We start from the raw sequence: 5,193 nt of genomic DNA on the forward strand, positions 1-5,193 counted from the left end.
ACGCCGCCCACGACGCCGCCGCGATCGCAGCGGTACTCGGCGGCCGTACGCTGCGCGCGATCATCTGCACCCACGCGCACAACGACCACATCGACGCGGCCCCCGCCCTCGCCGACGCGACCGGGGCGCCGATCCTGCTGCACCCGGACGACCTGCCGCTCTGGAAGCAGACCCACCCGCACCGTGACCCCGACGCCGGGCTCGCCGACGGTCAGGAACTGGAGATCGCCGGGACGCGCCTCACGGTGCTGCACACCCCGGGCCACGCCCCCGGAGCCGTCTGCCTCCACGCCCCCGGGCTCGGCACCGTCTTCACCGGCGACACCCTCTTCCAGGGCGGGCCCGGCGCCACCGGGCGTTCCTTCTCGCACTTCCCGACGATCATCGACTCGATCAGGGACCGGCTGCTCACCCTTCCACCGGAGACCGCCGTCCGCACCGGACACGGGGACCCCACCACCATCGGTGCGGAGGCACCGCAGCTGGAGGACTGGATCAACCGCGGCCACTGACCGCGACCGGGTTCACCGGTCCGGCCACGCGGAGAGCCGCAGCCCGCTCCCGAAGCGGTGCCGCTCGCCCGTGACCGGGTCGGTGAACTCCAGTACCTTCGCGAGCAGCTGCAACGGGCGTGCGTAGTCCTCGTGCTCCGGCTCGGGCTCCACCACCGGATAGACCGGATCGTTCACCAACGGCAGCCCCAGCGCGTTCATATGGACCCGCAGCTGGTGGGTGCGTCCGGTCGCGGGCAGCAGCCGGTAGCGTCCCAGGGCGCCCCGGTGCTCCAGCAGTTCGATCCGGCTCTCGCTGTTCGGGTCCCCCGGCTCCTCGCGGGCGGCGATGACTCCGCGCTCCTTGACGATCCGGCTCCGCACGGTGCGGGGGAGCGTGAGCGCCGGATCGTACGGTGCCACCGCTTCGTACTCCTTGCGCACCAGCCGGTCCCGGAACAGCGTCTGGTACGCGCCCCGGTCCCCGGCCCGTACGACACAGAGCACCAGGCCCGCCGTCAGCCGGTCCAGCCGGTGCGCGGGCTGCAGCTCCGGCAGGTCCAGTTCCCTGCGCAGCCGGGCCACCGCGGTCTCGGTGACATGCCGGCCGCGCGGGGTGGTCGCGAGGAAGTGCGGCTTGTCGGCGATCACGAGGTGCTCGTCGCGGTGGACCACACCGACCGGGAAGGGCACCGGCTCCTCCGGGGCGAACTCCCGGTGGAACCAGAGGTACCGGCCCGCCGTGTACGGCTCGTCGCCGCCCACCGCGCGGCCGTCCGCCCCGACGAACAGCGCCTCGGCGAGCATCGCGTCCACCCGCTGCGCCCCGACGGCGCCCGCGAAGCGGTCCAGCAGGTGGTCCCGGACGTTCTTCCAGGCACCGCCGGGATCCTCCGGCAGCCTCACCCGCACCGGATCGATCCCGTCCCGCTGGGGGAGCGGGGCGGCGGGGGGCTTCGCCCGTCCTCTCATCGTCTGGGTCCTTGTCACCGGAGGGGCCCGGAACGGACGGGCAGAGCCTCCATCATCCCATCGTGTACGCCCCCAGCAGACGCTCGTACTCCTCCTGCGTGACCGGCAGCACCGTGCCGTGCCGGGCGCCCGCCGGGAGGGCGTGGCCGGCGGACGCGGTCCACCGCTCCGAATCGAGACCGGTGCTCTCGAAGGGGACGTACCCCCGGCCGCCGGACTCGTCGATGAACAGGTACCACTCCGCCTCGGTGCCGGACCTGAAGACCACGGGGCCCTCGCCGGTGAAGTAGTTCATCGCGTAGGCGGTGAACGGCTGCTTCCGGGGCAGTTCGGGCACCGAGGCGGTGAAGGCGCGGCGCGCGGCGGCCCTGCCGCGTGTGACGACCGCCGCGAGCTTCCCCCGCTCCGGTCCCGCACCGGGCTCCGGGCGGTGCACGATGCCCGTCGCGCCGATGACCCCGGGCGCGTGGGACCTCCGCGTGACGGAGGTGCCATGGGCTCCGGCGGCGGGCAGCGTGGGGTTTCCGCGTACGTCGCCGAGTCCGTGAACCGTGAGCGCGGCGGCGGCCCGCCCGGGGGCAGCCCTGTCGCCGGGCGGGGCAGGGCCGGCGTGGGCGGCCCCTCCGGGGGACACGAGCAGGCCGGCGACCAGGGAGAACAGCGGCAGCAGCGGGGCGGGGCCTCTTCCCGTGAGGTGCGGACGCATGGCCCTCCCGACGCGAGGTTCGAAATACCGGACGACGTTCGTCAAATCGGACCGACGTTAGAGCCGTCCGTCATTCGCGTCAAGGGGGGCGGACCAAAGCCGTTCGCACCGTAGAAAGCGCTTGCCGATGCGCGTATGGTCTGGCCCCGCTGAATCCATTCACCCCGGGAGCCCTGTCATGCGCCGAGCCGGAACCGCGCTGCTGGCCGTCAGCACCGCCGCTGCCGCCCTGTCCGCCCTGACGTCCGCCCCCGTCGCTGCCCAGGGCCGTACCGGTGCGGTGCGGGACCACTGCAACGGCACCGCGCCCGTCGTCTGCCACTTCGACGTCGCCCCTGGCACGTACCGCGTCCGGGCCCTCCTGGGGGGCGGCGCCGGAGCCGGCTCCACGGCGGTCACCGCGGAGTCCCGCAGGGCCGTGCTCGCCGAGACCCCGAACGGCGCCGGCGGGACCGTCCGCCGCACCTTCACCGTCGACGTCCGTGACCCGGAGGGCGAGCCCACCGGCGCCACCGGCAGCCCGGGGCTCGACCTCGCCTTCGGCGGCGCGGCGCCGCAGCTCGCCTCGCTCCACGTCGAACGCGTCCGGACGCCGCAGCTCCTGCTCGCGGGCGACTCCACCGTCTGCGACCAGGACGAAGCGCCCTACACGGGCTGGGGGCAGCAGCTCCCGCAATACCTCACCGAGCGGATGGCCGTCGCCAACTACGCGGACTCCGGCGAGGGTTCGCAGTCCTTCCGGGACGACCCGGCGCTCTTCCCCGCCCTGCGGGCCCGTATCCACCACGGCGACCTGGTCCTCATCCAGTTCGCCCACAACGACAAGCAGACCGACCGCGACACCTACCGGGCCAACCTCACCGCCATGATCGAGGACGTGCGCGCCGAGGGGGGCCGGCCCGTGCTCGTCACCCCGGTCGTCCGCCGCTGGTTCAACACCGACGGCACCCTCGACAACGGCACCGCCCTGCTCGTCAACGGCCTGGGCGTCGACCTGCCCGCCGAGGTGCGGACCCTCGCCGCCGAGCAGGACACCCCGCTCGTCGACCTCACCGCCCTCACCAGGGCGCGGGTCGAGGAGCTCGGCCCCGAGGGGTCCAAGGCCCTCTACCTCCACGACGAGAAGCGCGACAACACCCATACCTCGGTGCGCGGAGCCACCGAGTACGCCGAGCTCGTCCTCGGCGAACTGCGGGCGCAGAAACTGCTCCCGCCGCGCACGATCCGGTGAACAGGTCCCCACACGAAAGGTGACAGTCATGAGCCGAGCCGAAGTACCCAGCCGCAGGACCGTGCTGAGGGGAGCCCTCGCAGCGGGGGCCCTCACCGCCGCGCCCGCCACCGCCCACGCCACTGCCCACACTGCCGCGCCCGGCGCCGCCCACGCCGCCGGGCCGCGAGCCCCGTACCGCAACCCACTCGTGGAGCAGCGCGCCGACCCGCACATCACCCGGCACACCGACGGCCGCTACCACTTCACCGCCAGCGCCCCCGAGTACGACCGGATCATCCTGCGCTCCTCCCGCACCCTCGGCGGCCTGAGCACCGCCGGTGAATCGGTGATCTGGACCAGGCACACCACCGGGGACATGGCCGCCCACATCTGGGCACCGGAACTCCACCGCATCGGCGGCAAGTGGTACATCTACTTCGCCGCGGCCCCCGCGGACGACATCTGGAAGATCCGGATCTGGGTGCTGGAGAACGCGAACTCCGATCCCCACCGCGGCCCGTGGACCGAGAAGGGGCAGATCACCACGGCCTGGGACACCTTCTCCCTCGACGCCCACACCTTCACCCACCGCGGCGACCGCTACCTCGCCTGGGCCCAGCACGAGCCCGGACTGGACAGCAACACCGGGCTCTTCCTCTCACGGATGGCCGACCCGTGGACGCTGACCGGGCCTCAGATCCGGCTCAGCACCCCCGAGTACGACTGGGAGTGCGTCGGCTTCAAGGTCAACGAGGGGGCCGCGGTCATCAAGCGCAACGGCCGCGTCTTCATGACGTACTCCGCGAGCGCGACGGACGCGAACTACTGCATGGGCCTGCTCACCGCCGACGCCCGCAGTGACCTGATGGACCCGGCGTCCTGGGCCAAGTCCCCGGAGCCCGTCTTCACCAGCAGCGAGGAGACGGGTCAGTACGGCCCCGGCCACAACTCGTTCACCGTCGCCGAGGACGGCCGCACGGACGTGCTGGTCTACCACGCCAGACCGTACAAGGAGATCACCGGAGACCCGCTGCACGACCCCAACCGGCACACCCGTGTCCAGCGGTTCGGCTGGCGTGCGGACGGCACCCCGGACTTCGGGATCCCCGTGCGCTCCTGAGGTCCTGTCCCGGCCGGTTCGGGCAGGGGCGTTGACCCGCTGCCGCGCCCTGCCTATCGTGCGTTCGAAGTTCTGATCAACGTCCGATATGTCGAACAATGATCTCTGGAGCGTCCATGCCGCACCCGCACCTGTGGCCGAGACTCACCGTCCCGGTCATCGCCCTCCTGCTCGGCACGCTGGTGGCCGCACCCACCCGCGCCGAGGACGGTCCGTCCGTGGCGGAGACGACCGACTACTCCCTCACCGTCCACCCCGAGCGCACGGGCCCCGCCATCAGCGACTCGATGTACGGAGTCTTCTACGAGGACATCAACCACGCCGCCGACGGCGGCCTCTACGCCGAACTCGTCCAGAACCGCTCCTTCGAGTACGACCGCGCCGACAACGCCGCCTACTCACCCATGACCGCCTGGAGCACGGCCTCGGTGGCCGGCGGCGCGGGGCGCGCGGAGACCGTGGACGACGACCAGCGGCTCCACGAGCGCAACCGCCGCTACCTGCGCCTGGACCTCGACGGCACAGGGGGCCGGGGAGCCGGCTTCGGAGTCACCAACTCCGGCTACAACCAGGGCCTGACCCTGCGCAAGGGCGAGCGCTACGACTTCTCCGTCTGGGCCCGCACCGACCGTCCCGCGGGAACCGCGCTGACCGTCGGAGCCACCACGGCGGACGGCACCGCGGTCACCGC

The 5,193-nt window shown here is 72.5% G+C and carries 4 protein-coding genes and 3 pseudogenes; 4 read left to right on the top strand and 3 right to left on the bottom strand.

The features are described 5' to 3' along the window. The coding region (locus tag VN520_RS31040; protein ID WP_325750267.1) for an MBL fold metallo-hydrolase at positions 1-512 on the top strand (512 nt) is incomplete at its 5' end. A 12-nt stretch (positions 513-524) separates the two neighbouring features. On the opposite strand, the gene VN520_RS31045 is transcribed toward VN520_RS31040, so the two are convergent. The 3 genes and pseudogenes from VN520_RS31045 to VN520_RS31055 all read right to left on the bottom strand — a co-directional run. Continuing rightward, a complete protein-coding gene (locus VN520_RS31045; RefSeq protein ID WP_325750268.1) occupies positions 525-1,463 on the bottom strand; it encodes a pseudouridine synthase in 939 nt (312 codons plus the stop codon). A gap of 64 nt (positions 1,464-1,527) precedes the next feature. After that, a pseudogene (locus tag VN520_RS31050) lies at positions 1,528-1,743 on the bottom strand (hypothetical protein); the annotation flags it as partial. A 60-nt stretch (positions 1,744-1,803) separates the two neighbouring features. Continuing rightward, a pseudogene (locus tag VN520_RS31055) lies at positions 1,804-2,169 on the bottom strand (immunoglobulin-like domain-containing protein); the annotation flags it as partial. A gap of 178 nt (positions 2,170-2,347) precedes the next feature. Here VN520_RS31055 and VN520_RS31060 point away from each other — a divergent pair. From VN520_RS31060 to VN520_RS31070, 3 genes and pseudogenes are all read left to right on the top strand, one after another. Further along, the gene (locus tag VN520_RS31060) at positions 2,348-3,400 is read left to right on the top strand and encodes a rhamnogalacturonan acetylesterase (RefSeq protein WP_325750269.1); all 1,053 of its coding nucleotides are present in this window, start codon (positions 2,348-2,350) and stop codon (positions 3,398-3,400) included. A 28-nt stretch (positions 3,401-3,428) separates the two neighbouring features. After that, positions 3,429-4,502 carry a glycoside hydrolase family 43 protein gene (locus VN520_RS31065; RefSeq protein ID WP_325750270.1) on the top strand — a complete coding sequence of 358 codons (1,074 nt, stop codon included), beginning with the start codon at positions 3,429-3,431 and terminating at the stop codon, positions 4,500-4,502. A gap of 116 nt (positions 4,503-4,618) precedes the next feature. Continuing rightward, a pseudogene (locus VN520_RS31070) lies at positions 4,619-5,193 on the top strand (alpha-N-arabinofuranosidase); the annotation flags it as partial.

The sequence above is a fragment of the Streptomyces sp. genome, from assembly GCF_035563135.1.
Taxonomy (GTDB): domain Bacteria; phylum Actinomycetota; class Actinomycetes; order Streptomycetales; family Streptomycetaceae; genus Streptomyces.

Excerpts from the sequence above, each read along its gene's own strand:
- VN520_RS31045 (WP_325750268.1), bottom strand. The coding sequence starts at position 1,463 with ATGAGAGGACGGGCGAAGCCCCCCGCCGCCCCGCTCCCCCAGCGGGAC.
- VN520_RS31060 (WP_325750269.1), top strand. The coding sequence starts at position 2,348 with ATGCGCCGAGCCGGAACCGCGCTGCTGGCCGTCAGCACCGCCGCTGCC.
- VN520_RS31065 (WP_325750270.1), top strand. The coding sequence starts at position 3,429 with ATGAGCCGAGCCGAAGTACCCAGCCGCAGGACCGTGCTGAGGGGAGCC.